Consider the following 24,419-nt stretch of genomic DNA (forward strand, 5'->3'; position numbering starts at 1 on the left):
GTCTCGACGTGAGCAAATTTCGGATCACGACTCTCATCGCAGCCTGAACGGACTGTCACCGGCCGATGCGAGTCGAACGGTGGGATTTTGCCTCGAGCACGCGCGCACACGACCGAAACGAATACCGATCCGTCTACAGTGGCACCAATCGCACGACGGCCTCCGTGTGAACCATTACCACATTATTAATCATTAGGTTTATGGTGGTCGCCGTATTCGGTGGGAGTACGAACATGACGAAGACAGTCATCCTCGGCGTGATCGGGTCCGACGCCCACGTTGTCGGGATCACCATCCTGGAACAAGCGTTTGAGGCGGCCGGGTTCGACGTCGTCAACCTCGGAGTGCAGACCTCCCAAGACGAGTTCGTCGACGCCGCAACCGCCCACGACGCTGAGGCTGTACTCGTCTCCTCGCTCTACGGTCACGCCGAGCAGGACTGTGAGGGGCTCCACCAGGAGATGCTGGACGCCGATCTCGAGGACGTCACGACCTACATCGGCGGCAACCTCGCCGTCGGGCAGGACGACTTCGACGAGACTCGCAAACTATTCCGCGAGATGGGGTTCGACCGCGTCTTCGACTCCAAAACTGATCCGGAGGATGCCATCGAAGCGCTTCGGGCCGATCTGGACGTTCGTCCGTCGGAATCCGAGCAAGAGAGCCAGACCGTCTCGGCGTAATCGAACGTCCCGGTAGCTGCCGGCGCGGTTTCTGCGGTCCGAGATCGGGAGCGGCGGTGCTGCCGGTTTCGATCAGTTACTCGCCGCGAGTCGCTTCGATCTCGTCGAACAGCGACTCGACTCGCGTTCGAATCTCCTCGCGGATCTCGTGGATCGTCTCGAGGTCCGCACCGTGGGGGTCGGGGAGGTCCCAGTCGCGGACGTCCGTCTCCGCCTCGAGGTCGAGCGTCGAACAGCCCATCGTCGCGACGTACTCACAGGACTCGAGCGTCTCGTCGGCGACGTGCTGTGGCTCGCGGTCGGAGAGATCGAATCCGACCTCGTCCATCGCCTCGCGGACGCTATCGTGAACCGCGTCGGCGGGGTGCGTGCCACCGGAGTGGATCACGACCTCGTCGGTGAGATCGCGCGCCTCGCGCTCGCGTTCGGCGTAGGCCGTCGCCATCTGGCTCCGGCCGGCGTTCTGGACACAGACGAAGGCAACGCGGGTTTCGCCGTCGGTCATATTCGGGAGGAGTAGCTGGGACGTCCTAATCGTTCGTATGTGCGTTCCTGTGCGTACTATACACACGGGTATCGATCACGAGAGGCGGACGCGATCGACCCGACGGCTGACACGCCGCGATCACCGAACGATGGTCACCGGAACGGGCGACCGACGCGCGACCTTCTCGGCGACGCTACCGAGCAGGATTCGGCTCGCGCCCGTCCGGCCGTGACTGCCGATCGCGATGTGATCGACGTCGTTGTCGTCCGCGTACTCGACGATCGACCGCGAGATGCCGCCGACGATGTGGTCCGTCTCGATTTCGACGCCGTGCTCGGCCCCCAGTTCGCGCGCGTGATTCAGGATCTCCTCCGCCCGGGTCTCGTGGGCGTCCTGAATCTCCTCGTAGTTGGCCATCGCACCGCCTTCGATTCCCGTCGCGGCGTAGAAATCGCCCGGGTCGAGGACGTGCAGCGCCGTGATTCGGGCTTTGGGGTACTCCCTGCAGACGAACTCGAGCGCCTGCGTCGATCGATCCGAGTCGTCGACTGGAACGAGGACGTGGTCTACCATATCTCGGCCTACATCGCCCTCCAAAATAAGCCTCGGGTCGGAATCGTTCGGAAACCGGAACCGACAGCGGCGTGACCGGCGGCTACAGCGAGACGACCCGTTCGATCGCCGTCCGGATTCGCTCCTCGTCGGGTCGGTAGGCGTCCTCGCGACCGAAGAGCGGGACCGGAACGTCGTATCCCGCGACGCGTTCGATCGGCGCCTCGAGGTGCCAGACCGCTTTGTCCGAGATTCTGGCCGCGATCTCGGCGCCGAAGCCGCCCGTCCGCGGCGCTTCGTGGACGACGACGCACCGGCCCGTCTTCCGGACCGACTCGAGGACCGTCTCGGCGTCCATCGGGCTAATCGACCGCAGGTCGATCACGTCGGCCGACACCTCGCTCGCTTCGACGGCTCCCTCGACCTCGCGGACCATCGCGCCCCAGGTGACCACGGTGACGTCGGTTCCCTCCTCGACGATGCGTGCCTCGCCGAGGGGAACGGTGTGCTCCTCGGGGACCGGCCGGCGGGCCGCCCGATACAGCGGCATCGGCTCGAGGAAGAGCACGGGGTCGGGATTCCGAATCGCGGACCGAAGCAATCCGGCCGCGTCCTGTGCGGTCGAGGGAATCACGACCTTGAGCCCCGGCACGTGGGCGTAGCCGGCCTCGTAGCTCTCGGAGTGGTGCTCGAGGGCTTTCACGCCCAGTCCGTAGGGCGCCCGAATCACCATCGGACAGGTGAGCGTACTGCGGGAGCGACTCCGAAGCCTCGAGACGTGCTGGTGGATCTGGGAGAACGCCTGAAAGCTAAAGCCGGCGAACTGGATCTCAGCGACCGGCCGGTAGCCGGCCACCGAGAGCCCGACGCCGAGTCCGACGATGCCGGCTTCCGCGACCGGGGCGTCGTGGACCCGTCCCGGGAACGTGTCGAGCAGACCCTGCGTCGCCCGGAAGACGCCGCCGTCGACCCCGACGTCCTGCCCGTAGACGAGGACGTCGTCGTCTCGTTCCATCTCCGCGCCCAGCGTCTCGCGGATCGCCTCGACCATATTCAGGCGCTCGACGCCCTCGGTGACGCCCGACTCGGTCGCCGTCGAGCCGCCGTCGCCGCGCCGGCTTCCGTCTGCGGGGGCGACCTCGCGTCCCGAATCGCCGGTGAACGCTTCGCGCTGGCGCTCGAGGTACTCGGGCGGATCGCCGTACGCCGTCTCGAACATATCGGCGGGATCGGCGTTCGAAGCGGTCTCCCGCGCCGCCTCGAGGTCGTCCTCGAGAACGTCCTCGATGTCGCTCTCGATCTCCGCGACGGTCTCGTCGTCGAGGATCTCGCGGTCGCGGAGGTAGCGTTCGAATCGCAGGATAGGGTCCAGCGGCTCCCACTCCGCTTCCTCCTCGACGGTGCGGTAGACGGAGGGGTCGTCCGCGGTGGTGTGCATCTCGCGGCGGTAGGTCGTCGCCTCGATCAGCGTCGGGACGCCGCGTCGAGCGCGCTCGATCGCCTCCTGCGTGACCGTATAGACGCCGAGAATGTCGTTGCCGTCCACCTGAATCGGTTCGATACCCGCAGCGACCGCCTTCTGGGCGAGGGTGGCGGCCCGCGTCTGCTTCGACAGCGGCGTCGAGATCGCGTACTGGTTGTTCTGGCAGAAGAAGATCGTCTGGGCTTCGTAGACCCCCGCCAGATTCATCGCCTCGTACACCTCGCCCTCGCTGGTCGCGCCATCGCCGAAGTAGGTGAGCGCGACTCGCTCGCCGTCGTTCATCGCTTCGGCCCAACCGATCCCCGCGGCGTGGAGCGGCTGGGTACCGACGGCGATCGACGGCGGCATGATCGGGACGTCGTCGGGCGGTTCTCCGCCCTCCTCGAGCCCCATCGCGTACTCGAAGATCCCCCGTGCGGAGAGGCCGCGGGCGAGCGCCGAGGGGTGTTCGCGGAACGCGGGGACCGTCCAGTCGTCGTCCGAAAGCGCCGCGGTGCTCCCCACCTGGGCGGCCTCCTGTCCCGTCGACGGCGCGTACGTCCCCAGTTCGCCCCGCCGCTGGAGGGCGATCACCCGCCGATCGAGTCGGCGGGCGTGTTTCATCGTCCGGTACCACTCGAGCAACCGCTCGTCGGCGACATCGGGTTCCAGGGACTCGTCGACGCGGCCCTCCTGATCGAGCACCTGCACGCGATCGATCGTAAACTCGGCGACCGGCGATCGTGGCATACTCGCCGTACCACGGACGGCTACTTAGTGTCCGTCTCGGATATCGCGCGGATGAGGACGGACGTCCGCGACTGGACCTCCCCGACCCCCACGGTGCACTGGAGCGCGGAGCGTCTCGTCGCCCGAGAGTCACACCGCCGTCTCACGACGCCGTCGCTCTCGAGTGGAACCGAGTCCGATAAAAATCGACGTCGGCGCGAAGCCGGCCGTAATCGGCGGACCGGGTTACTTGCCGCGGCCTTTGCCGCCGTTGTTCGACGGTCGGACCTTCTCGGCGCCCTTGCCGCGGTTGTTGAGACCGCGGTTGGCCTTGCCAGCGTTGGTGAGGCCGCGGAACGCGCGGTTCTTGTGCGCGTCGTCGCAGATCCAGTTGAGATCGTCGTCGTTCTGGATGGCGGGGTGTTCCGGATCCACGAGGATCACTTCGAACCACTTCTGCGAGCCGTCTTCCCCGACCCAGTAGCTGTTGAGCACTCGCAGGTTGGGGTACTTTCGGGAGACGCGCTCCTCGCCGATGCGCTGGATGTTCTTGCGCCGCCCGATGCGGTTGACACCCTGGCGCTTGGTTCGGCGACCGGCCGTGAATCGCTCCTTCCGGGCGGTCCCCTTGCGGACCGAGACCCGGGTCACGATGATGCCCTGCTTGGCCTTGTAGCCGAGTTCGCGCGCCTTGTCCAGGCGGGTCGGGCGCTCGATTCGCTCGATTGCGCCTTCCTTTCGCCATTCCTGTTTTCGCTGCCACTGCAGCTCCCCGAGCTTTCCGTCGTCGGGGTCCTTCCATGCGTCCTTGATGTGGGAGTAGAAGCTCTTTGCCATAGCTATCACCGCGGGCGTTTCCTGGTTCAATCCCGACCGGGGCCGGTCCCCGCGGATCACATCCCGACCTGTGGTGGCGTCGACGCCGAACAGGTGCCCGCTGATGCCCGCGACTCAGCGAGTCTACGTCATGCTACCCAACTCTCGAGTATAAGGGCTTCGAACTCCGGGGACGCAGACGCGGTCGAAACGAGGAACCGGTGCGCACGCGAGCAACCGGTAGAGACGGTCCGCATGAGTCGACGCGGCCGCTCAGCGCTCGAGCGGAACCCGCTCGCGCAGGCCGACCGGTGCGACGCCGTTAACCGTCGCGAACACGGCACCCAGGAGCAGCCCGTAGACGAGGTGGCCGAGCGCGAACAGCAGTGCACTGATCAGTTCGGCGGCGACGCCGGGCACCGGCAGGAACGGCAGCGGCAACGTCGCTACGCCGGCCCCCTGCATCGCGACCGGGAACAGGACCCCGCCGGCGAAGAGTCCCAGAACCGCCCCGAAGAGCAGGCCGACGACGACGTAGTCGGTGAACGTGACCAGTAGTTGTTGGACCGTACTGCTCGAGGCGATGGCGGCGAACAGCAGTCCGAAGACGACGCTGAGCAGCAGGTGAACGGTCCAGCCGACCGCGACCGCCGTCCCCGTTCCCGGCACGAGGCCACCCAGTAACTCGATCTGGTTCGCACCGAGGTGGAGGACCAGTCCCATGGCGATCCCGCCGACCAGGCCGCCGGTGAAGCCGCCTCCCCAGATGCCGATACCGTCGAGTGTGCGCGTGTCATTCTCACCCATGATAGTGCCTATGTGCGCGAGCCAAATTAAACAATCAACTGTCAGTGATAATGATAGGTATTGGATCGAAGATGTTCGTGTCACTCGTCGTCAGTACGGCGAAAGCGATCGAACTCGAGATTCTCGAGTCGGAATCCGACGCGTAACGATCCACTCACCGATCGATACGCACTCGAGACGCACCCGCGTTTTCGTCTCGCAAACACACTCGTTGCAGCGGTAGGTTCTGTCACTGGGACGTATCACTGCGCTAAAGTCGTCTGAAACTGACTCCCGCCTATGACAGAGAGACAGCGAGTACGCCAACGAATCGAAGAGAGCGGAATCGTCGCCGTCCTTCGCGGCGTCGACGCGGACCGAATCGTCCCGGTCGCACACGCGATTCACGACGCCGGCGCGGCGGCCGTCGGCGTCGGCAGTTCGATCGTCGATTACGACGCGATCGAAGCGGACGACACGGAACAGGTCCGCCGAACCGCCGCGACGGTAGTCGACGCAGTCGAGAACGCTCGCCAGTAAGCGGTCCGATTCGTCGCGGACGACTCAGCGCGCGATTCCGTCCGTCGTCTCGTCGATCACTCGCGACACCTCTGCGGGCGTCACGACGGCCAGATCGCCGTCGAGCGTCCGCTTCAGCGCCGCCGTCGCCGCGCCGTACTCGAGTGCACCGGCGACGTCGGCGCTCTCGAGAGACGCCGCGAGGAACCCGCCGACGAACGCGTCGCCGGTCCCGATCGGATCGGTCGTCTCCGCGGGGAACGCCGGCTGATCGTGAATCGAGCCGTCGCCGTCGATCGCGACCGCGCCGTCGGCGCCCTGGGTGAGGACGACCACGTCAGGCGCGTACCTCGCCGCGAGGTCCGCGCAGATCGACTCGTCGCTGCCCTCCCGATCGAGCACGGTGCGGGCGTCGCGCGCCGCACAGACGAAGATATCGACGTGCTCGAGGAGCGGCTCACAGCTCTCGCGAGCCTCGGCGGGCGACCAGAGCTTCGAGCGGTAATTGAGATCGAAGACCGTCGTCGCCCCCGCTTCCTGGGCCCGTTCGAAGAGCGCGCTCGTCGTCGCCTCGAGTTGCGCCGAGAGCGCGGGTGTGATTCCGCTCACGTAGCAGGCGTCGCCGGCGGCGAGATCGATCGCGCCGAACACCTCCTCCGGGGTCGTCGTGCGGACCGCCGCGTCGGTTCGATCGTAGATCACGTTCGTCCCGCGGGGCTCACCACCGTCTTCGACGTAGTACGCACCCTGTCGCCCGTCCTCGGACCAGACCACCGACGGTTCGACGCCGTGACTGCGCACCTCGCGAGTGACGCGGCGGCCGAGCGGCGAGTCGGGAAGCTTCGAGGTCCAGACGGCGTCGACGCCGAGGTTCGACGCGGCGATCGCGACGTTGCTCTCCGCACCGGCCGTCCGAAACTCCAGTTCGGTCGCCGTTTCGATCCGCTCGCCGGATTCCGGCGCGAACCGGAGCATCGTTTCACCGAACGTAACGAGTGACATACGCTCGAGAGGGCGCCGCCTCGGCAATAAATACCCCGCATTCCCTCGACCCGTAGCGACGGGAACCGATACGCGGCCGGAATCGCGCGCCGGTCGTACGACGGTCGATCATCCGGACGCCAGACGGCGATTCGCACGGCATCACACGGGTTGCTCGCCGACGGTGGTGATACGAAGCGCTCACCCACTTCGCGCAAGCGCCGGACGACGTCACGGACTCCGACCGGTACACGTTCGGTCCGCTCGCCGTCTCCTCCGACACGGACGAGGACGGGACGCTGACGGACGGGTCGCGCGGCGCCCCCAGACCCGAAGGCGGTATAAATGCGGTGTGATACGAGCAGATACAATTACATTCAGCATTGTATAATACGAACTCAGATGACAAATGGTGACACGGGACACCGACGGACTCGACGGACAGTACTCAAAGGACTCGGCGCGGGCATTACGGGCAGCGTCGCACTCTCCGGTACGGGCGCAGCGCTCGATCTCGGAGACGCGCTCGAGGGACTGACCGCTGTCGGCGACACCCTCGTCGACGAAACGCTCGACCTCGAGAGCGACGTGCTACAGGAGGTGTTGGTCGTCTTCGAGTCGAACGCGGACGTCGTCCGCCTCGAGGCCCTAACCGTCGAGGTCGCGGTCGGCTTCGACGTGCTGCCGATCGGCTACGCCGAACTGCCGGGGCCGCTCATCGAAACGGTCGCCGGCTGGGACGAGGTTCGGTACATCTCTTCGAACTACGAACTCGAGTACCACAACGACGACGCTCGCGGCGACACGAACGCCGACGCGGTGCAGGCGGGCGACGGACTCGAGACGCCCTACACCGGTGAGAACGTCCACGTCGCGGTCATCGATTCGGGGATCGACGGGCTGCATCCCGACCTCGAGTCGACCCTCAAGGCGAACTACCGGTACGTCGGTGTTCCCGTCGTACAGGACGAACCGCTCTGGTGGCAGGATGTCGGCTCGATCGACACTGACCGGAGTGGTCACGGCACTCACTGTGCCGGTAGCGTCGGCGGAACCGGCGACCAGAGCGACGGCGAGTACGCTGGGATGGCGCCGGACGCCGACCTGACGATGTACTCGGCGGGCGCCGGTGGATTGCTGATCGTCTATATCGTCTCCGCCTACGACGATCTGCTCCGCAGACAGCGCGAGGGCGAACACCGGATACAGGTCGTCTCGAACTCCTACGGTCCGACCGACGACGATCGGGCGTTCGTGCCCGACGATCCGGTGAACGTCGCGACGTGGCACGCCCACGAAGCGGACATCCTCCCCGTTTTCTCCGCGGGCAACGACGGCCCCGGGTACGGAACCCTGAACCAGTACGCGAAGGCACCGCACGTCCTCGGCGTCGCCGCGACCGACGACGAGGAAACCGTCGCGGACTTCTCCTCGCGCGGGCGTCCGCGAAACGGGTCGTACGACGCGGACAATTACGACCGAGCGACGGCCTACGAGAACCTCACGCGGCTCTACGAGGGCGTTCCCGAGGACGAAATCGACGGCCCGCTGGGCGTCTACCGTAACGGCGTCGCCGCCAAGGGCGAGGACGTGATGAGCACGCTCAATCCGGCGGACCCGCTGAACGCCATCGAACCCGACGAGGAGCCCTACTACGGGCTCATGTCCGGAACGAGCATGTCCTGTCCCGTCACCGCCGGCTGTGCCGCGCTGGTCTACGACGCCGCTATCGAGCGCGACGGCGCCGACGGCGCGCCAGATCCGATGGACGTTCTCGTGACCCTCGAGGCGACTGCCGACGAAGGGCGCCGCGACACCTACACCGCCGAATCGGTCGGCGCGGGATACGTTGACGCGCTCGCGGCGGTCGAACGGGCGGAAGCGGGTGATCTCGCGACGTTCGACGAAATCGACGTGGCCTGGAGTAGCGACGCCGGGTAACCGAGTACGAGAAAACCTGCGCCCGGCACATTTTATATCGCATTATGTGATTTACTATTCGAATTGACCAACACTCGTATCCGCACTTACGGCGCTTCTCAGACCGTCTCGCCGGCGAGATCGTCATCGAATCCGATACCTGTAATGGGTGCTACATATATCTACTCAGCGCGCGTATTACCCTCATGGTCTTTAGCATCATCGACGCGATGACTGATGGGTTCGACCGCACCCGCGAGCGGAACGGACTCATCTTCGTCGCCGTATTTGCCGTACTTGCCGTGGTGAACGCCCTCGTCGCTCCCACGAACCTCGGTCCCGCCGCGGAAACGGCACCGACGATCGGACTCGTCGACGTCGCTACGGGACTCCTCTCGTTCGCCATCACGATCGCGACGCTCGTCGCCGCGATCGTCGCGCTTCGAACGTTCGCTTCCAACGAACGGGAGATCATCCCGCGTGAGTTCCAGCGCAGAAACATCGGACTGGCCACGCTCAACCTCTTCGTCGGGGCCATCGTCTTCGCCCTCGCCGTCGCGATCGGGAGCGTCTTCCTGCTCGTGCCGGGGCTGTTCATCCTCGTCAGCCTCTACTACTGGAGCGTGTTCGTCGCGGTCGAAGACCAGAACTTCGTCCGGGCGTTCCGCAGCAGTTGGGCGTTGACCCGCGGCAGCCGACTCCGACTGTTCGGTCTCGGCGTCGCCGTCGTCTTCCTCGGACTGATCGTCAACGGCGTCGTCGGAGTGCCGGCGGTCCTGGCCGGCGGGGTTATCGGCACCGCGCTCCTCCAGATCGCGAGTGCCGTCGTCACCGTCTACGCCCTCGCGACGACCGCCCGCGCGTACGATCAACTTCGCACGCTCGAGCAGCCACCCGAAGCCGAGCCACGACCGGGCCCCGCCGGAACGCCGGCGTGAACCGGTTTCCGGAGAATGGGTTCTGAGACAGCGTTGTTTTTACGAGAATTGTACAGTCGGTTCGGCCGCTACGACCCGATTTCGGCCACCGTCTCGAACGACCCGTCGGCGATCGATTCGGCGACGTCGTCGCTCTCGAGTTCGTCGGGGACGCGCTGGGGGTACTTCCGACGGAAGTAGCCGAGAATGTTCGTCAGATCACGCCGGAGGAACTCGTCCGCGTTCTCGTGCTCGACCGGAACCGCCTGTGGCCAGTCGAAGACTTTCACGCCCTCCTCGCTGACGAAGACGTTGTACTCGCTCATGTCCGCGTGGACGTAGCCCTCCTCGTACGCGCGCGCGACCTCGCTCACGAGCAGGTCGAGGACGCCGAGTACCTGTGCGTCCTCGAGTCTCGTTCGCGAGAGTTCGACGCCGTCCATCTTCTCCATGACGATGGCGTGGCGGTTCTGGCCGATCGGACGGGGGACCGAGACGTCGGGATAGAGTTCCTCCAAGATGTCATACTCCCGTTCCGCGGCTTTCCGGGCGGTGTACATCCAGGAGACGTGTTCGTTATCCGATGTGTAGTCCCGCTCCTTGTGGACCTCCCGGAAGTTCGTGTACCCCTCGCGGTGGTACTTCAGCGCGTGGGGCTTGTAGGACTTGACCTCGTAGACGTCGCTCTCCTTGCCGACGCCCAGCGGCGAGCCGAACTCGCTGATCGTGTCCTGCTCGACGAGCGCTCGCAGCGCGAGGATATCGTACCCCTCGAACTGGAGCGTGTAGCCCTCGTACTGGATCGTTTTCTTCTCGATCAATCCCCGTTTGAGACAGCGTTCGAGCCGGTAGTCGACTTCCTCCTCGGTCAGGCTCGAGAACTTCGGGAGTTTCTCCCGCTGGACCCACTCGGAGAAGCGCATTCCCTGCTCGACCCCCGACAGGAGATAGAAGTCTTCGGCCTCGAGTTCCGGAAGTAATCCGGCGACGTTCCGCACCATAGCGCGTGGTAGCCGGCGTGTACGTAAAAACGTCGTGACGTACGGGTCGGAGACTGGAATCGATTCTCGTATTGGTATATTCTATGCTGCGATATGAAATCCGGTTTGATCTCAGTAGTCGACTACTCGCAGCCGGAACTAACGCTCGCAATATCGAGCAACCGGAAGTCCACGAATCGATCCGATAATAGTTGTATTTTTATCAGGAATGGGATCGGACGATCAGATATGGACCCGGGAACGCCACACTTAGACCGAGAATTCGACACGTGGTTCGCCCTCCAGAAATCGACGGATAGGACGCGTGCGAACCTCCTCGCGGATATCGTCGGACATCTGAAAGGCGCGCCGAGCGTCAAAGAACTGGACTACACGAATCCCAGCCTCGAGGCGGATGCGATTCGCCGCCACCTCAAGACGCTGCTGGAAGTCGGGGTCCTGGAGGAACTCGAGGTCGAACCGGGAACGCGCGGATTCGAGGCTATCCGTACAAGTTCTACCGCATCAGCGAGGCGGCGCGGGAATTGTTCGACCGAAACGATCTCTTCCCGGAGGACGCGTGGAAGCGACAGTACGAGCGAGTTCAGAAGACGGGTGAGATCGAAGCGATGCCTCGCCCGAGTCCGTAACGACCGTCGATACTGCACTGCGTTTCCGATCTGATCGACATCGAGACGAATCAGGCACTCGGTCTGTTCGCTCGCCGGGTCGCAATCACTAACTCGGTTGCGGATGATCGAACGGGTATGAGCGACCTCGCTGATCGAGAGTGGCGGTTGATTCGGGACGACCCCCGCGCGGGGGACGTACAGATGGCCATCGAGGAAGTGGCCGCGCGGACGGCACTCGAGGACGACCTGCGGACGGTCCGCGTCTACTCGTGGGAGCCGAGCACGCTCTCGCTGGGGTACCGGCAGGATCCCGAGACGGTCGACTGGGAGTACTGCGATCGGGAGGGAGTCGACGTCACACGCAGACAGACCGGCGGCGGCGGGATCTACCACGATCGCTACGCAGACATCTCGTACACGATCGTCGCGCCGGCCGACGAAGTGCCCGGGAACCTGATGGACTGTTACGACCTGTTCTGCCGGCCGGTACTCGAGGGACTCCAGCGAATGGGCGTCGACGCCGACTTCGCCGCGGTCGAACAGTCGTCTATCTACCAGCCCTCGTGCTATCTCCGCGATATCAATCCGGCCCACGACGTCGTCGCGCCGGCGAGCGCGGGCGAGGACGCGAAGAAGATCAGCGGCAACGCCCAGTACCGCCAGCGCGACATCGTCATCCAGCACGGTTCAATCAGCTACGACCTCGAGCCCGCCCATCACGTCGGCGTCTTCGACACGGGTCTCGAGCACGAGACGTTCACCGACCGGGTGACGAGCATCCGAGAGGAAGCCGGTATCGACCGCGAGGAGGCCGTCGATACGCTCGCGTCGGCGCTCGGGGAGTGGTGCGACGCCGACGAATCGGGATGGCAGGCGGGTGAACTCGAGGCCGCCCGCGACCTCGCCGACCGGAAGTTCGGTGCCGACGCCTGGATCCGGAATCGAGAGGTGCTCGAGGCGAGCGAGCAGTGACTCCCGCGGGCGGCGCCGTGGCTCCGGGTCAGTGACCGAAAATCGGAAACCGGGGACCGCCTCGAGCCACACCGTGAGACGATAGCGGATTGGTTCGTCGACGACGAGCGGGTCGTACCCGTTCAGCTTATAATCGCCTTCCAGCTCCAGCCGCCGACGATGATCACGATCAGCGCCAGGACGAAGAACACGCCCCACTGCTGACCTTCGGTCTCTGCGATCGGTGCGAAGACGTCGACGAGGCCGGTAACCTGCATCGCTGCGAGCATGATCAACAGCAGCGAGAAGATCGAGACGACGGCGATCCCGATCCAGTTCCGGGCCATCCACTGTCCCTCCTCCTCGGCTTGCTCCGTGGAGGTCGTGGTCGTCTCCGTTGGCTCTCGATCCGGTTCGGACATACACTGCTCTTGAACAGACTCGCGGGAAACAGTTCCACCTGCAGACTCCGGGTTCGGTGGTTTCGGCGGCGAAATTCCCTCCCTCGTCCCGGGAGCAGACCGCTATTCGAGCACGCCGTTCTGCCGGCGACGCAACGTCCCCTGGACGACCGGCGTCGCCGGGAAGACGCCGACGTCGAGCCGATCGACCTCCTCGACGGCGAGTCCGTCGTGACCGACGAACCGCGGGACGGTCTCGCGGGTGAGGTGACAGCCGCCGGCCCCGCGCTTCCAGAGCGGTTCGAGCAGTTCCTGTCCGGTCCCGCGCCAGCCGTCGGCGCGAACGTGCTCGAGGAAGCGGAACTCGCCGCCCGGTTTCAGTACCCGCACGGCCTCCTCGAGCGCCGCGTCGGGATCCTGCACGGTACAGAAGACGACGCCGGCGATGACGGCGTCGAAATGCTCGTCGGGGTAGGGCAGCGACTCGGCCCGCGCGTCCCGGAGGTCGACGTCGAGCCCGGTCTCGCGAGCAGCGTCGGCTGCCCGCTTGCGCATGTGCGGATCCGGCTCGATCGCGTGGTACTCGAGGTCGCCCGCGGCGCCGTCGACGACGACGGGGAACATATCGCCGGTGCCGCAGCCGAGTTCGAGCACTCGACCCGAGAGGTCCCGCGCGAGGTACGCTCGCTGTGCCGTGAGTTGATCGGGTTCCGGACACAGGTCATAGAGCGCGGCGAAGACGGGGTGAGCGATCTCGTCCTGCGTCGTCGCCGCGGGTGGGGAGTGCTGTTCGGACATCTCGCTAGAAGTGATGACGCGTCGAGAAGTAATTGTTTCCTGTCCCAGCAGAGGTGTGACTCAGCGGATCGTATCCGGAATCCGATCGATCACGTCGGTCGCGAGGACGCCCGGGCCGTACTCGGCCGTCGCCAGTTCGCCGCTCTTGCCGAGGATCCACGCGCCCAACTCCGCCGCGTCGCTGCGGTCCATCCCCTGACCCAGAAGCGAGGCGATGATGCCGGCCATCGTATCCCCCGTTCCGGCGACCGTCAGCGCCGACGTGCCCGTCTCGTTGCTCGTCCGTTCGCCGTCGGCGACGATCTCGTCGACGTTCCCGGTCAGCGTCACGACGGCCCCCGTCTCCTCGGAGAACGCCTCGAGCGTGCCGTAGGCGTCTTCGATGGGGTCGACCTCCTTCCCGCTCGGCGTGAGGATCGCGTTCGAGAGGTCGGCCTCGAGGGCGGGTTCGATCGCGAGGGCGTCGACGACGGTCGGAACGTCGACGGTCTCGATCGCTCGGCAGACGGCGTCCTCGTCGGCGTCGACGAGGCCGGGGCCGATCACGAGCGCGTCGGCCCACTCGCTCATCTCGCGGGTGCGTTCGACGGCGCTCTCCTCGAACTGTTCGCCCGCGTAGCGGTCGACGAGCAGGTTCGGCTCGTGGCTCGCGACGATTTCGTAGATCGGATCGGCGACGAACGCCCGGACGTGGTCCGAACCGGTCCGGAGCGCCGACCGCCCGACGAGTACGGGCTGGTTCGGATACTCGACGGCTCCACCGACGATGCCGACGCGACCGTTGTCGATGCCACTCTCCTCGGAGATATTCGACAGCGTTCGCTGAAGACGACCCATACACCAATTCCCGAACGGCGACGGGTAGCCGTTCGGCAGGCGTGTTCTGGTCGCTTTGCGACGCTGCACGAAACGACCGGATACACACCCCAACGGAATAATCAGTGCAGAGAACGTTTCGAACGTGCGCTACTACTGGCAACTAGGGATGTCCACGCCCTCCCCCAACCGATTTCTCCTCACGGCGCGACACGCCGTTCGCACGGTATGCGGGACCGTCGGTCCTGCACTATTCGCACGGTCTGCGAGACCTGTGGTCTCGCACTAGTCGGATGGTTCGCGGAACCGCTGGTTCCGCGCTAATGTTCGTTCCCTACGATCTCTCACTCATCCACCTGAAGACGCTTCGGAGCCTTCGTTCGCGAAGACCTCGCACGGGATTGTCGGTGTACTCTCGCTATCGTTCGAGCACACGACAGCGTGCGCCTCCGCACAGGCGCGCCACCGCACGTGGCTGACCACCCCCGTTTGAACACGTCCGTTGACGAGGGTGACTCTCCCCCGTCGTGTGCCACACCAAAGCATAGGCCGTAGCCGTCGTAGCTAGAGCCATGTTCGACGACAGAACCGACGCCGGCAACCGACTCGCCGCCGAACTCGAGTCCCGCGGTCTCGAGGCCGATATCGTCCTCGGAATCCCTCGCGGTGCGCTTCCGGTCGCCCGTCCGGTCGCGGACGCGCTGGACGCCGACCTCGACGTGGTAGTTGCCCGAAAAATGGGCGCACCGAAGAACCCCGAACTGGCGCTGGGAGCGGTCGCCAGCGACGGCAGCGTCTGGTACAACGAGAACCTCATCGATCGGCTCGGCGTCTCGGACGACTACCTCGAGGAGGTGCGAGCGTCGGAAGCGAACAACGCCAGCGAGAAGGCAGCTCGGTATCGCGAGACGCCGGGTCTCCCACCCCTCGAGGGGAAACGCGTGGTGGTCGTCGACGACGGCGTCGCGACCGGCGCGACCGCGACGGCCTGTCTCCGACAGGTTCGCGAGGCCGGTGCCGCACACGTCACGCTCGCCGTTCCGGTCGGCTCGCCGCGCGGTATCGAGGATCTCGAGGGGGAAGCCGACGACGTGATCGCACTCGAGGAGCCCCAGTCGTTCCGCGCGGTCGGGCAGTTCTACCGGACGTTCGGGCAGGTGAGCGACGAGGAGGCAATCGAGTACCTCGATCGGAACGCGTAGTCCGTCGTTGCGGGTATCGAATTGAGGTCCCGATCAGGGCCACAGTCCGCGCACTTCGTGGGCCTCGGCGACCCGCGACAGCGCGACGACGTAGGCGGCGTCGCGCCAGGTCAGCTCCTTCGACTCGACCTCGTCTCGCACGGCCGACCAGGCGCCGATCATCTCGGACTCGAGTTCCTCGTGGACGCGCTCGAGGCTCCACTTCCGGCGGTTGATGTCCTGGAGCCACTCGAAGTAGCTCACCGTCACGCCGCCGGCGTTGGCGAGGATGTCCGGGATGACGTGGATGCCGCGCTCCTCGAGAATGGCGGCGGCGGCGAACGTCGTCGGGCCGTTGGCGCCCTCGACGACCATGTCAGCCGCGATGTCGGCGGCGTTGTCCGCGGTGATAACGTTCCCGACGGCGGCGGGCACGAGGACGTCGACGTCGAGTTCCAGCAGGGCCTCGTTCGAGAGCCGCGTGATATCGGTCGCCTCGGCCGCGTACGCGGTCACCGCCTCCGGTTCTTCGTCGTGGGAGGGGATCGCCCCGACGTCGATCCCGTCGGGGTCGTAGACCGCACCGTTGACGTCGCTGACGGCGACGACGGTGGCGCCCCACTCCTCGAGCAGGCGGGCGGCGTTCGCACCGACGCTCCCGAAGCCCTGGACGGCGACCGTCGTGTCCTCGAGCGGGTAGTCGTAGTAGTCGCAGGTCTCGCGCGTGACGATGGCGACGCTGCGACCGGGTGCTTCCTCGCGGCCGTAGGAACCGCCGACGACGGGCGGTTTGCCGGTGACGACGCCGGGAATGGTCTCGCCTTCCTGCATGCTGTAGGCGTCCATCAGCCAGGCCATCGTCTCGGGATCGGTCCCCATGTCGGGTGCGGGGATGTCCGTCGTGGGACCGATTACCGACCGGATCTCCTGCGTGAACCGCCGCGTGAGCCGTTCCTTCTCGTCGTCGCTCAGCGATTTGGGGTTGACGACGACGCCACCCTTTGCACCGCCGAACGGGAGATCCATCACGGCGCACTTCCAGGTCATCCACATCGAGAGCCCGACGCACTCGTCGCGCGCGACCTCGGGATGGTACCGGAGCCCGCCCTTGTACGGTCCGCGGACGCTGTCGTGCTGGGCGCGATAGCCGGTGAAAACCTCGACGCTCCCGTCGTCGCGCTCGAGCGGGACGGTCACTTCGTGGACTTTCGCCGGGTGCTCGAGGCGCTCCAGAACGGCGTCGTCGATCTCGAGGTGGGCCGCGGCGCGCTCGAGCTGTCTGCGCGCGGTCTCGAGTGCGGTTTCGGGTTCGGCCGCGTCGATCGATCGCTGCTCCTCGGTAGACACTGCGGACGGTTGGTTTGAAGCCATGAGATCAAAAACTGGATTACTCGATCGGCGTTCGACGGTTGCGCATGTCGGCGCCGCAGTCGGGACAGCACGCGGCCGTTGTCGCACGGACGACGGTTCCACAGTCGAAACACTCGTAGCTCGATACCTCGTCTGGGTTGAACTGGACGTCTTTCATGGGAGAGGGGGACGTTGCATTTAGGAATAATAAGGATATTAGGATAGGTATATTCGTCAGATAACTAGCCCCGGCGCGATCGAAGGGTTCACTATTCAACCCCTGGTGCAGTATTTGCCGGGAGTCCGATCTCGTCGAACAGGATTGTGAAGAGTTTGCGCTGAACGGTCCGGATGTGGCGGTAGAACGCGGCCGGTGAGATACCCAACGTGTCGGCGACGTCTTCGCCCGACCGCTCTCGCGGTGAGGCGAAGTACCCGCCGTAGTACGCCAACTGGACGACCTCGAGCTGTCGCTCGGTGAGTCGCTCGAGCAGTTCGGCCCGGAGGTCGCGTGCGGTCGTCCGGTCGACGCTTCGTTTAGCGTGGAGGTCGACGTCGGCGAAGGCGTTCGAGATGACGTCGACGCTGCCGCCCGCGTCGACGGTCCGTGGCACGTCGACGACGACGCGCGTCCCGTCCGGATCGGCCTCGACGCTGCGCAACACGACGCCGTGGTCAGCGAGTTGCAGCGCCAGAAACGGCGGTGAGAGTTCGAGGAGTACCGTTCCGCTCGCGGTATCTGCAGTATCGTTGTGGTGGTCACCGGCATCGCCGTCACCGCCGTGATCGCCGTCATCGTGATCTCCACCGTCGATGACCTGGACGCCCTCGACGGCAACGAGATCGGCGGCCGCATCTACGACGGCGTTCGGTGAGCCACCGTCGACGGTTACAAACACGGCTGCACCGTCCTCGTGTAGCCGGATACCACCGTCGAACGAAAGCGTGCAGTCGGCTCGGCGCGCGAGTCGAGCGAAGACGAAGCTCTCGTCGCGGACGTCGAACTCGAGGCGGGTCCGGGAGTCGGTCAACAGCGCCCGTTTCCGTTCGACGGCGGCGATGGCGGAGGCGATCGTCTCGCCGAGTTCCGCGAGCACCGTCCGCGTGACGCCGTCGAACGCGTCGGGCTGGTCGGCGTAGACGGTCAAGACGCCGTAGGTAAACTCGTCGTACGCCAGCGGGACGCCGGCGACGGACTGGTACTCTCGCGACAGCGCCTCGGAGCGCCACGGTTCGTCGCGGAGCCGGTCGACGACGTTCGAGACCACCGTCACCTCGCGGGTGGCCGCCGTCCGGGCCGCGGGCTCGCTCGCGTCCGCCAGCGAGAGCGAGACGCTGTCGAGATAATCCTGTCCGCGACCCGTACCGCCGTGGGTGTTCGCCTCGAGGCGCTCGTCCGCGACGTCCGTCGTGCCGATCCAGGCGAACGAGAACCGGTCGGCCGAGGTGAGTCGCTCGCAGACGGCCGCCTCGATCTCCTCGCGAGTTTCGGCCCGAACCAGCGCCGCGTCGATCTCGCGGATGATCTCGTTCACCCGGTTGAGTCTGGAGAGCGTGCGGTTCTGCCGTTTGAGTTCCCGATCGCGCTCCCGAAGGGTTCGCTCCCGTGCGACGCGGTCGAGCGCCGCTTCGGCCGTCGCCGCGAGGAGATCGGTCAGTTCGCGAGTGACGTCGTCGAAGGCGTCGATTTCGGATGATCCGACCACGAAGACGCCGTGATCCCCTAGCGGGACGAATCCCGCGCTCCTGACGTCGGTCGCCGGGTTCGCCAGCGCCTCCGAGTCGTAGACGTCTGCGAAGAACCGAGCGTCGCCCTCGACGAAGACCCGGCCCGAGATGCTATCGCCGTTGGCTCGCCGGCGAGAGAGCGGGCCGTTGAGGCGGTTCAGCCCCGAGGACGACGCGGCCGGTTCGAGGACGTTCTCGTCCGTGTCGAACAGATACGCGCCGCTCGCCTCGAGGTCGAGGACGTCGGTCGCGTCGTCGACGACGATGTCGGCGATCTCGCGCTCGCTCTCTGCGTAGAGCAGTTCCCGCGCGGTTCGGTGGAGGGCCGTCAGCGCCTCCTCGCGGCGCTTGCGTTTCGTCACGTCCCGGCAGCTATAGAGGGTCGTCCCGTCCTGAATCGAGACCTCGCGGACGTTGACGAGTAGCGTGTGCTCCCGGCCCGACCGGTCGGTCGCCGTACACTCGATATTCGTCAGCACGCCGTCCTCCTCGAGGGCTGCGCGGTCGTACAGATCCGGTCCGAGCAGGTCGTCGATCGTCCCCATCTCGCGGATCTCGTCGTCGTCGTAGCCGAAGATGAAGTGGACGTTCGGACAGACGTAGGTGAACTCGCCCGCATCGTTCGTGATGAGGACCGTGTCGGTCATGTTGTTCAGCGTCACCCGGTGGAGCTCCTCGGACTCGCGTAGCTCCCGCTCGAGTTCCACGCGTTCGGTGACGTCGCTCGCCCGTGCGAACAGGGAGACGACGGCGCCCGAGTCGTCGCGGACCGGTCGAATCGTCACCTCGAGCGTCCGCGACTCCAACTCTGCGTCGCCGTCAGTTCCGACTTCGTACTCGTCCGACTCGGCTCCGTTCCCGTTCGCATCGCCGACGCCGATCTGTACCTCCCGGTGGACGACCGTCCCGTTCGCCGCCCGTTCGATCGCGCTCCGGAGTATCGTCGGCCCCGCCTCGGCACGCTGCCACCACGCCAGTTCCGGAAACGGCCGTCCGCGCACGTCCGCTTCGGTCGCGTCGATCGCCTCGAGTGCGGTCTCGTTGGCCCGCCGGACGCAGCCGTCGGGATCTACCACCCACGCGTACGTCTCCGGGTCGTCGAACACCGCGCCGAACTGGCGCGCTCGCGCTCGACGCTCCCGTCGATCCGCTCCGTGTTCGATCGCGCGCTCGAGGACCGCTGTGAGATCCGTGGTGGATCGGTCACTCGGGACGTACTCCGTGGCGCCCGCCGCGACGGCCTCTGCGGCGAGCGATTCGTCACCGTCTCGCGGCGCGAAGACGATCGGCAGCTCGGGCTCGCGCTCGCGAACTCGCTCGACGAGATCGATACCGCTCCCGTCCGGCAGCGTCTGAGTGGTCAGCACGCAGTCGACGAGGCGCTCTTCGAGTATCTCGAGAGCCGCGGCTGCGCTCGAAATCGTCTCGATAGCGCCGATGCTATTGTTCTCGGTCTCTGCTCGGTTCGTCCACCAGCTCGACGCCGTTCCCGCCCCCTCGGCGTCGAGTCCGACGATGAGTATCCGAGCGTCGTCGGCGATCCCTTCGGAAGCCATTCGTCGCGTGTACGGACGCGAGGTGATAGAACCCATCGATTCACCGGGACTCTCGGCCGAACATCACCTCGTCAAAAATGGCCACTTCCGCCGGACGCACAGCTCAGTCCGCCGTCGGTTTCTCGACCTCGACTCCGACCGACTCGGGGGTCATTTTCTCGGGAACGTCGACGTCTTCGCCGCGGATATCGTCCAACACCGGTTTGAGATACTCGATGAAGAGGTCCGGATTCTCGCTCATCGGGAAGTGGCCGATGGCAGACATCTCGACGGCCTGCGCCTGATCGCCGATCCCCTCTGCGACCTCGCGGGCGTCGTCGGGATCGGTCGCGAAGTCGTACTCACCGTTCATCACGTACACCGGACACTCCGGATTGACCTGATCGAGGTTACCCCTGTAATCGTGATCGACCGAGTAATAATACAGGTCACCGCGGAACAGTCCGGTCGAACTCTGCTCGTAGAGATGCATCGTCTCCCTGCGCGCTTGTTCCGGTCCCTGCGGGGCCATCAGTCCCCAACACGCGTACGCGCTCGCCTCGGCGATATTGACCTGCGGGTCGTGGAACCAATCGAGGTAGTAGCCGGGACTGTACGTCCCGACTTCGAGGCCGATGAGCGCGCGGAATCTGTCCGGATGCCAGTCACCGAGTTGCAGGATGACGTTGCCGCCGATACTCGAGCCCATGTAGACCGGGTCCTCGAGATCGAGCGCGTCGGCGATGCTGACGATGCTCTCGGCGAATTTGTCCTCCGTGAGCGTGTAATCTTCGGTCCACCACTCCTCGCTCGTCGGCGGCAGCGACTTCCCGTGGTGGGGCAGGTCGTACGCGATAACTCTGTAGTTCTCGGTGATATCGTCGTCCTCGAGCAAGTGTCGCCACTCGTGCCCGTGATTCCCGGCCGTATGCTGACAGAGCAGCGGAATTCCGTCCTCGGGCCCGGCCTCTTCGTAGTAAACTCGTTGGTTTACGCCCTGAATTTCGACGCCGATGTACCGGCCGGTTATCCCTACGCGTTCGCCGTGTTCTGGTGCTTCGATGGTCATTGGTCTACGAATGTTGCGTTTCTCGCATCAGTTCGAGCGCTCGCTGGAACGGGCGCAGGTTCTGGAAGATCTTCTTGTTGTCACCGTGCAGTTCGAGATAGCCGTCCTCGCCCCTGACCGCGGTCCGGTAATCGGACGCGATGATCTCGTTGTTGTGTGCCGGCGGAATCTCCTGAAGGAACTCCTCCCAGACGTCTCGGCTCCCCGCTACGCCGAACGACCACTCGCCGTTGACGCCCGGGTTCGCGACGACGTCGATAACTTCTCCGCCGTACATCTCGATCATGTACGTGTCGTCGTCGATTCGAACGAAGAAGTTATCATCAAACTGATCGTGCCCGCGAACGCTCATCTCCTGGTCAGAATTGACCGTATCCTTGTACTCGTTCCACCATTCTGAACTGGCTAGTTCTGCATTCGACATACGTTGTGACACCTATTCTTGGTAGTGAATGACTACCAAGACATGCTATCACGCACCTCCGAACGACTTATAACCACGAGGGGGCAGGCGCAACGTCGAGGAATTAGGCGTACTTCTGCCACACCTCCCGCATCGGAACCCATCCGTCTTCGGGATCGACGCGGTCCGCGAGGACGGCGTTGAGGACGGCACCCAGCAGGAGGCAGAGGCCGCCGAGGTAGACCCACGTCAGGATAATCAGGATGGCGCCGGCGAACCCGAACAGCGCGATGCTCTCGGAGGTCGCGACGTAGACGCGGAAGCTGACCGCCAGCGCGGTCCACGAGAGAGCGGCGAACGCGGCCCCCGGGAGGATCTCGCCGACCGAGACGTCGGGCTGGGGGAAGAAGTAGTACATCGGGAAGAAGACGGCCAGCAAGAGCACGGCGAGGAGGACGGCGCTGGCGGCCGTCGCCAGGATACCGCCGACCAGTATCGAGAGGCTGATCCCGACGACGCTGACCAGTGTAACACCGATCGCGACCGTGGCCGTCACGAGTACGACGTTGAGCGCCGTTACGAGCGTGACCGTCGCGGCCGTGTTGGCGTACGACTCTCGCTTTCGAGCGCCGTAGACGTCCGTAAACGCACTGTTGACCGCCTGGAACAACCGGACGGCACTCCACAGCAGGATCACCAGCGCGAGTAACGCGGCCCGCGTCCGGTCGGCGCCGTTTCCGGCCAACTCCTCGATGCCGTCGTCGGTCACGACACCCTCGAGACCCGCAGCCGACTCCAGCGCGGCCACCAGCGGTTCGAGCGCGTCGACGAGTGTCACGGCGACGAGGGCCAGGATGACCAGCGGGACGAGGGTGTTGAACCCGTGGTAGGCCAGCCCCGCGGACTTGACGCTGATCTGTCGTTCGCGGGCGACCGCGGCGACGTCGCGAGCGAGCGACGAGAGACTCGAGTCGGCCATATCTCGATATCGACGGCGTGGCGGAAATCGATTGGGCCGGCACGCGGGGCCGATAGTGGCAGACCGAATCGCGGTAAAAGGGTGGGCGACGAGGACTACTCGTCGTGGACGACCGACTGCACGTGACCGACGACGCCGTTTTTGAGTTCGACCTGTGGCCCTTCGGGTTCGTCGCCGTAGATCGTCGCGACCTCACCGATGATCGGTTCTTTATCCTCGGACTGCACGTCCTGGTCGCCCTGCACGATCTCGACGGTGACTCCCTGTCGCAACTCTTCGGCGGTTGGTCGTTCGTTGGACATGGATGGTGGTGAGTCAGTCCGCTCGAAAAGGGTAGTGCCTGCACTCGCGTCGATGTCCGGCCTGGTCGGTTGTTGATCAGCAGGCGGTCGTCGAACCCGTCGCCGCGTAGTAGTGATAGGCCGGTCAGCTTATCTCGAGAGTAGTAGCAAGAGGTGGGATCCCTGCGAAGTTCAGTTCAGGGCAACGAGTTGCTACTTCGGTTCGGCCAGACCACGTGCGGCGACGCGCGCTGAGTCGCGTCGAACGGACAGTGAGGCGCGGCTCGCAGCCGTGCGAGGTCGTCGCGAGCGGAGTGAGCGACGGCTTGGAAGACGCAGCGCGTCTTCCTGTGGATGAGCGAGCACCTCTGGTGCGAGCGGTAGCGCGGAACCGGCGGTTCCGCGAACCATCCGGATAGTGCGAGACCGAAGGTCTCGCATACCATGCGAACGGCGGCAAAGCCGCCGTGAGCAGACGGGTGCGAAGCACCCGTGAGGAGAAATCGGCTGGGGAGGACGTGGCACTCATCGCCGCCAGCGGCAGAAAACACTCGTCTTCATTGAATCCTCGTTGAAACAGCTCCGTTCAATACGCTCAGCGACTGAGAACCAGTTCCAGAGAATCGATCGTCGAGCGCTACTCGTCGTCGAACTCGAGCGCGGCCGAGTTGATACAGTAGCGTTTCCCGGTCGGTTCGGGGCCGTCCTCGAAGACGTGGCCGAGGTGGCCGCCGCAGTTCGCACAGAGGACCTCGGTGCGTTGCATCCCGTGGCTGTTGTCCGGTCGGGTCTCGACGATGTCGTCGTCGGCGTCGTAGAAACTCGGCCAGCCGCAGCCGGACTCGAACTTCGTCTCGGAGTCGAACAGTTCGGTCCCGCAGCCGGCACAGGCGTAGCTCCCGTCGTCCTTGTGGTCGACGTACTCGCCGCTAAACGGGGCTTCCGTTCCGGCCTCGCGCAGGATCCGGTACTGTTCCTCGCTCAGTTCCTCCCGCCACTCGGCGTCGCTCGAGGGGAGGTCGGCATCGGACTGGCCGTCGGAGGCGTGCTCGTCAGTGTCGTGTTCCATACGAGGTCCTACGGGCGAGAGCCTCAAGAGTCTGTCCGCGCACGCCCGTTCGCTCCGCTCGAGATCGTACCTGCCCAGGATCCTACCTGCTCGTAATGACGTCCGTACTCTCGCAGTCGGGACACTGCGTCATCCGACCCAGTTTCGGGACGTCGATCCGCCGCCAGGCGTCGTCACCGCCGGGTGCTTCGAAGCCGCAGTTTCGACACCGTGACGGGCCGAACGTGACTGAGTCGCTCACCATACGGGAGATTATGCTATAGAATGGCATAGTAATTGTCCACGACGGTCGTGAACGTTCCGATACCCGTACTGTACGACGCGGTATTTCAGAGCGGGCTCGAGAACGAGCGGGCGCCGGAGAACGAACGACCCCCCACAGTCGATCGACAGG

25 protein-coding genes and 1 pseudogene are annotated in these 24,419 nt (G+C 65.1%); 7 read left to right on the forward strand and 19 right to left on the reverse strand.

What is annotated here, in order from left to right:
- The first annotated feature begins 233 nt into the window (after nucleotides 1–233).
- Nucleotides 234–683 carry a methylaspartate mutase subunit S gene (gene glmS / locus ACSFC7_RS21810; RefSeq protein ID WP_436344903.1) on the forward strand — a complete coding sequence of 150 codons (450 nt, stop codon included), beginning with the start codon at nucleotides 234–236 and terminating at the stop codon, nucleotides 681–683.
- A gap of 76 nt (nucleotides 684–759) precedes the next feature.
- Here glmS and ACSFC7_RS21815 read toward each other — a convergent pair whose 3' ends face one another.
- From ACSFC7_RS21815 to ACSFC7_RS21835, 5 genes are all read right to left on the reverse strand, one after another.
- A complete protein-coding gene (locus ACSFC7_RS21815; RefSeq protein WP_436344904.1) occupies nucleotides 760–1,188 on the reverse strand; it encodes a low molecular weight phosphatase family protein in 429 nt (142 codons plus the stop codon).
- 120 nt (nucleotides 1,189–1,308) lie between these two features.
- Nucleotides 1,309–1,743: a universal stress protein gene (locus tag ACSFC7_RS21820; protein ID WP_436344905.1), complete on the reverse strand. Its 435-nt coding sequence runs from the start codon at nucleotides 1,741–1,743 to the stop codon at nucleotides 1,309–1,311.
- A gap of 82 nt (nucleotides 1,744–1,825) precedes the next feature.
- Entirely contained in the window at nucleotides 1,826–3,934 is a 2,109-nt protein-coding gene (gene pdhA / locus ACSFC7_RS21825; RefSeq protein ID WP_436344906.1) for a pyruvate dehydrogenase (acetyl-transferring) E1 component subunit alpha, read from the reverse strand.
- Nucleotides 3,935–4,159: 225 nt separating this feature from the next.
- A complete protein-coding gene (locus tag ACSFC7_RS21830; protein WP_436348012.1) occupies nucleotides 4,160–4,750 on the reverse strand; it encodes a 50S ribosomal protein L15e in 591 nt (196 codons plus the stop codon).
- Between the two features lie 252 nt (nucleotides 4,751–5,002).
- Nucleotides 5,003–5,536: a hypothetical protein gene (locus ACSFC7_RS21835; RefSeq protein WP_436344907.1), complete on the reverse strand. Its 534-nt coding sequence runs from the start codon at nucleotides 5,534–5,536 to the stop codon at nucleotides 5,003–5,005.
- A 279-nt stretch (nucleotides 5,537–5,815) separates the two neighbouring features.
- On the opposite strand from ACSFC7_RS21835, the gene ACSFC7_RS21840 reads away from it, so the two are divergent.
- Nucleotides 5,816–6,055 carry a hypothetical protein gene (locus ACSFC7_RS21840; RefSeq protein ID WP_436344908.1) on the forward strand — a complete coding sequence of 80 codons (240 nt, stop codon included), beginning with the start codon at nucleotides 5,816–5,818 and terminating at the stop codon, nucleotides 6,053–6,055.
- Nucleotides 6,056–6,079: 24 nt separating this feature from the next.
- Here the strand turns inward: ACSFC7_RS21840 and kdgK1 are convergent, their stop codons facing one another.
- The gene (gene kdgK1, locus ACSFC7_RS21845) at nucleotides 6,080–7,036 is read right to left on the reverse strand and encodes a bifunctional 2-dehydro-3-deoxygluconokinase/2-dehydro-3-deoxygalactonokinase (RefSeq protein ID WP_436344909.1); all 957 of its coding nucleotides are present in this window, start codon (nucleotides 7,034–7,036) and stop codon (nucleotides 6,080–6,082) included.
- A gap of 381 nt (nucleotides 7,037–7,417) precedes the next feature.
- On the opposite strand from kdgK1, the gene ACSFC7_RS21850 reads away from it, so the two are divergent.
- Nucleotides 7,418–8,956 (forward strand): S8 family peptidase, encoded by a 1,539-nt coding sequence (locus tag ACSFC7_RS21850; RefSeq protein WP_436344910.1) that lies wholly within the window; start codon nucleotides 7,418–7,420, stop codon nucleotides 8,954–8,956.
- Between the two features lie 185 nt (nucleotides 8,957–9,141).
- Nucleotides 9,142–9,873, forward strand: coding sequence for a hypothetical protein (locus ACSFC7_RS21855; RefSeq protein WP_436344911.1), 732 nt, complete (start codon nucleotides 9,142–9,144; stop codon nucleotides 9,871–9,873).
- 68 nt (nucleotides 9,874–9,941) lie between these two features.
- On the opposite strand, the gene ACSFC7_RS21860 is transcribed toward ACSFC7_RS21855, so the two are convergent.
- The gene (locus ACSFC7_RS21860; RefSeq protein ID WP_436344912.1) at nucleotides 9,942–10,853 is read right to left on the reverse strand and encodes a serine/threonine-protein kinase RIO2; all 912 of its coding nucleotides are present in this window, start codon (nucleotides 10,851–10,853) and stop codon (nucleotides 9,942–9,944) included.
- A 228-nt stretch (nucleotides 10,854–11,081) separates the two neighbouring features.
- Between ACSFC7_RS21860 and ACSFC7_RS21865 the strand changes: the two are divergent.
- A pseudogene (locus ACSFC7_RS21865) lies at nucleotides 11,082–11,482 on the forward strand (ArsR family transcriptional regulator).
- Nucleotides 11,483–11,599: 117 nt separating this feature from the next.
- Nucleotides 11,600–12,436 carry a lipoate--protein ligase family protein gene (locus ACSFC7_RS21870; protein ID WP_436344913.1) on the forward strand — a complete coding sequence of 279 codons (837 nt, stop codon included), beginning with the start codon at nucleotides 11,600–11,602 and terminating at the stop codon, nucleotides 12,434–12,436.
- Nucleotides 12,437–12,558: 122 nt separating this feature from the next.
- Here the strand turns inward: ACSFC7_RS21870 and ACSFC7_RS21875 are convergent, their stop codons facing one another.
- The 3 genes from ACSFC7_RS21875 to ACSFC7_RS21885 all read right to left on the reverse strand — a co-directional run bounded on the left by ACSFC7_RS21875 (nucleotide 12,559) and on the right by ACSFC7_RS21885 (nucleotide 14,451).
- Nucleotides 12,559–12,837, reverse strand: a complete 279-nt coding sequence (locus ACSFC7_RS21875; RefSeq protein WP_436344914.1) for a hypothetical protein — start codon at nucleotides 12,835–12,837, stop codon at nucleotides 12,559–12,561.
- A gap of 102 nt (nucleotides 12,838–12,939) precedes the next feature.
- Nucleotides 12,940–13,614, reverse strand: coding sequence for a class I SAM-dependent methyltransferase (locus tag ACSFC7_RS21880; protein WP_436344915.1), 675 nt, complete (start codon nucleotides 13,612–13,614; stop codon nucleotides 12,940–12,942).
- 60 nt (nucleotides 13,615–13,674) lie between these two features.
- The gene (locus tag ACSFC7_RS21885) at nucleotides 13,675–14,451 is read right to left on the reverse strand and encodes an NAD(P)H-hydrate dehydratase (RefSeq protein WP_436344916.1); all 777 of its coding nucleotides are present in this window, start codon (nucleotides 14,449–14,451) and stop codon (nucleotides 13,675–13,677) included.
- 551 nt (nucleotides 14,452–15,002) lie between these two features.
- Here ACSFC7_RS21885 and ACSFC7_RS21890 point away from each other — a divergent pair.
- A complete protein-coding gene (locus tag ACSFC7_RS21890) occupies nucleotides 15,003–15,632 on the forward strand; it encodes a phosphoribosyltransferase (RefSeq protein WP_436344917.1) in 630 nt (209 codons plus the stop codon).
- Nucleotides 15,633–15,665: 33 nt separating this feature from the next.
- On the opposite strand, the gene gdhB is transcribed toward ACSFC7_RS21890, so the two are convergent.
- The 9 genes from gdhB to ACSFC7_RS21935 form a co-directional block, all read right to left on the reverse strand.
- Nucleotides 15,666–16,982: a glutamate dehydrogenase GdhB gene (gene gdhB / locus ACSFC7_RS21895; RefSeq protein WP_436344918.1), complete on the reverse strand. Its 1,317-nt coding sequence runs from the start codon at nucleotides 16,980–16,982 to the stop codon at nucleotides 15,666–15,668.
- Nucleotides 16,983–16,998: 16 nt separating this feature from the next.
- Nucleotides 16,999–17,139, reverse strand: coding sequence for a rubrerythrin-like domain-containing protein (locus ACSFC7_RS21900; protein ID WP_139171254.1), 141 nt, complete (start codon nucleotides 17,137–17,139; stop codon nucleotides 16,999–17,001).
- Between the two features lie 91 nt (nucleotides 17,140–17,230).
- Nucleotides 17,231–20,245 (reverse strand): bacterio-opsin activator domain-containing protein, encoded by a 3,015-nt coding sequence (locus ACSFC7_RS21905; protein WP_436348013.1) that lies wholly within the window; start codon nucleotides 20,243–20,245, stop codon nucleotides 17,231–17,233.
- A gap of 103 nt (nucleotides 20,246–20,348) precedes the next feature.
- Nucleotides 20,349–21,293, reverse strand: coding sequence for an alpha/beta fold hydrolase (locus tag ACSFC7_RS21910; RefSeq protein ID WP_436344919.1), 945 nt, complete (start codon nucleotides 21,291–21,293; stop codon nucleotides 20,349–20,351).
- Between the two features lie 4 nt (nucleotides 21,294–21,297).
- Nucleotides 21,298–21,717, reverse strand: a complete 420-nt coding sequence (locus tag ACSFC7_RS21915) for a hypothetical protein (RefSeq protein ID WP_436344920.1) — start codon at nucleotides 21,715–21,717, stop codon at nucleotides 21,298–21,300.
- Nucleotides 21,718–21,820: 103 nt separating this feature from the next.
- Entirely contained in the window at nucleotides 21,821–22,675 is an 855-nt protein-coding gene (locus ACSFC7_RS21920; protein ID WP_436344921.1) for a YihY/virulence factor BrkB family protein, read from the reverse strand.
- Nucleotides 22,676–22,770: 95 nt separating this feature from the next.
- The gene (locus ACSFC7_RS21925) at nucleotides 22,771–22,977 is read right to left on the reverse strand and encodes a DUF2196 domain-containing protein (RefSeq protein ID WP_436344922.1); all 207 of its coding nucleotides are present in this window, start codon (nucleotides 22,975–22,977) and stop codon (nucleotides 22,771–22,773) included.
- A 616-nt stretch (nucleotides 22,978–23,593) separates the two neighbouring features.
- Nucleotides 23,594–24,025 carry a peptide-methionine (R)-S-oxide reductase MsrB gene (gene msrB / locus ACSFC7_RS21930; protein WP_436344923.1) on the reverse strand — a complete coding sequence of 144 codons (432 nt, stop codon included), beginning with the start codon at nucleotides 24,023–24,025 and terminating at the stop codon, nucleotides 23,594–23,596.
- 82 nt (nucleotides 24,026–24,107) lie between these two features.
- Nucleotides 24,108–24,269, reverse strand: coding sequence for a hypothetical protein (locus ACSFC7_RS21935; protein WP_436344924.1), 162 nt, complete (start codon nucleotides 24,267–24,269; stop codon nucleotides 24,108–24,110).
- Between the last annotated feature and the right edge of the window lie 150 nt (nucleotides 24,270–24,419).

Source organism: Natronorubrum halobium (assembly GCF_051351675.1).
In the GTDB taxonomy this organism is placed as follows: Archaea; Halobacteriota; Halobacteria; order Halobacteriales; family Natrialbaceae; genus Natronorubrum.

Bases quoted from the DNA above. Each gene is read 5' to 3' on its own strand.
- glmS (WP_436344903.1), top strand. From the start codon at position 234: ATGACGAAGACAGTCATCCTCGGCGTGATCGGGTCCGACGCCCACGTT.
- ACSFC7_RS21815 (WP_436344904.1), bottom strand. From the start codon at position 1,188: ATGACCGACGGCGAAACCCGCGTTGCCTTCGTCTGTGTCCAGAACGCC.
- ACSFC7_RS21820 (WP_436344905.1), bottom strand. From the start codon at position 1,743: ATGGTAGACCACGTCCTCGTTCCAGTCGACGACTCGGATCGATCGACG.
- pdhA (WP_436344906.1), bottom strand. From the start codon at position 3,934: ATGCCACGATCGCCGGTCGCCGAGTTTACGATCGATCGCGTGCAGGTG.
- ACSFC7_RS21830 (WP_436348012.1), bottom strand. From the start codon at position 4,750: ATGGCAAAGAGCTTCTACTCCCACATCAAGGACGCATGGAAGGACCCC.
- ACSFC7_RS21835 (WP_436344907.1), bottom strand. From the start codon at position 5,536: ATGGGTGAGAATGACACGCGCACACTCGACGGTATCGGCATCTGGGGA.
- ACSFC7_RS21840 (WP_436344908.1), top strand. From the start codon at position 5,816: ATGACAGAGAGACAGCGAGTACGCCAACGAATCGAAGAGAGCGGAATC.
- kdgK1 (WP_436344909.1), bottom strand. From the start codon at position 7,036: ATGTCACTCGTTACGTTCGGTGAAACGATGCTCCGGTTCGCGCCGGAA.
- ACSFC7_RS21850 (WP_436344910.1), top strand. From the start codon at position 7,418: ATGACAAATGGTGACACGGGACACCGACGGACTCGACGGACAGTACTC.
- ACSFC7_RS21855 (WP_436344911.1), top strand. From the start codon at position 9,142: ATGGTCTTTAGCATCATCGACGCGATGACTGATGGGTTCGACCGCACC.
- ACSFC7_RS21860 (WP_436344912.1), bottom strand. From the start codon at position 10,853: ATGGTGCGGAACGTCGCCGGATTACTTCCGGAACTCGAGGCCGAAGAC.
- ACSFC7_RS21870 (WP_436344913.1), top strand. From the start codon at position 11,600: ATGAGCGACCTCGCTGATCGAGAGTGGCGGTTGATTCGGGACGACCCC.
- ACSFC7_RS21875 (WP_436344914.1), bottom strand. From the start codon at position 12,837: ATGTCCGAACCGGATCGAGAGCCAACGGAGACGACCACGACCTCCACG.
- ACSFC7_RS21880 (WP_436344915.1), bottom strand. From the start codon at position 13,614: ATGTCCGAACAGCACTCCCCACCCGCGGCGACGACGCAGGACGAGATC.
- ACSFC7_RS21885 (WP_436344916.1), bottom strand. From the start codon at position 14,451: ATGGGTCGTCTTCAGCGAACGCTGTCGAATATCTCCGAGGAGAGTGGC.
- ACSFC7_RS21890 (WP_436344917.1), top strand. From the start codon at position 15,003: ATGTTCGACGACAGAACCGACGCCGGCAACCGACTCGCCGCCGAACTC.
- gdhB (WP_436344918.1), bottom strand. From the start codon at position 16,982: ATGGCTTCAAACCAACCGTCCGCAGTGTCTACCGAGGAGCAGCGATCG.
- ACSFC7_RS21900 (WP_139171254.1), bottom strand. From the start codon at position 17,139: ATGAAAGACGTCCAGTTCAACCCAGACGAGGTATCGAGCTACGAGTGT.
- ACSFC7_RS21905 (WP_436348013.1), bottom strand. From the start codon at position 20,245: ATGGCTTCCGAAGGGATCGCCGACGACGCTCGGATACTCATCGTCGGA.
- ACSFC7_RS21910 (WP_436344919.1), bottom strand. From the start codon at position 21,293: ATGACCATCGAAGCACCAGAACACGGCGAACGCGTAGGGATAACCGGC.
- ACSFC7_RS21915 (WP_436344920.1), bottom strand. From the start codon at position 21,717: ATGTCGAATGCAGAACTAGCCAGTTCAGAATGGTGGAACGAGTACAAG.
- ACSFC7_RS21920 (WP_436344921.1), bottom strand. From the start codon at position 22,675: ATGGCCGACTCGAGTCTCTCGTCGCTCGCTCGCGACGTCGCCGCGGTC.
- ACSFC7_RS21925 (WP_436344922.1), bottom strand. From the start codon at position 22,977: ATGTCCAACGAACGACCAACCGCCGAAGAGTTGCGACAGGGAGTCACC.
- msrB (WP_436344923.1), bottom strand. From the start codon at position 24,025: ATGGAACACGACACTGACGAGCACGCCTCCGACGGCCAGTCCGATGCC.
- ACSFC7_RS21935 (WP_436344924.1), bottom strand. From the start codon at position 24,269: ATGGTGAGCGACTCAGTCACGTTCGGCCCGTCACGGTGTCGAAACTGC.